General features: G+C 58.9%; 1 protein-coding gene. It reads right to left on the reverse strand.

The window, feature by feature from the left end:
- Positions 1-489: alpha/beta hydrolase (locus tag AC1DDS_RS25780; RefSeq protein WP_477481444.1), on the reverse strand; the 489-nt coding region annotated here is incomplete at both ends.

Consider the following 489-nt stretch of genomic DNA (forward strand, 5'->3'; position numbering starts at 1 on the left):
GTTGAGCAGCATGAAGTCGTGGATCGTGCCATTGTAGCGGACCGATGTGACCGGAACGCCAGCCGCTGCCAGCTTGCGGCCATACGCCTCGCCTTCATCGCGCAGCACATCGTTCTCGTCGACCAAGAGTAGTGTTTGCGGCAGGCCCGTGAGCTGTTCCGAGCTGGCGTTGATCGGCGAGACATGAATGTCAGCGCGCTGGGAGACATCGGGCAGATATTGATCCCAGAACCATTCCATCCCTTTTCGGGTCAGCCACGGCCCCTCGGCAAACTCCTTGTAGGAGCCGGTTGACATTGAGGCATCAGTAACCGGGTAGAAGAGAAGCTGTGCCTTCACGTCAGGGCCGTTGCGCTCTTTGGCGAGAAGCGCGACCACGGCCGTCATGTTGCCGCCAACACTATCGCCTGCGATCGCAATTCGGCTGGCATCTGCGCCGAACTCGTCGGGATGCTCGGCTACGTACTTAAGCACTGCATAACTTTCTTC

The organism is Mycoplana sp. 10N416, assembly GCF_056394765.1.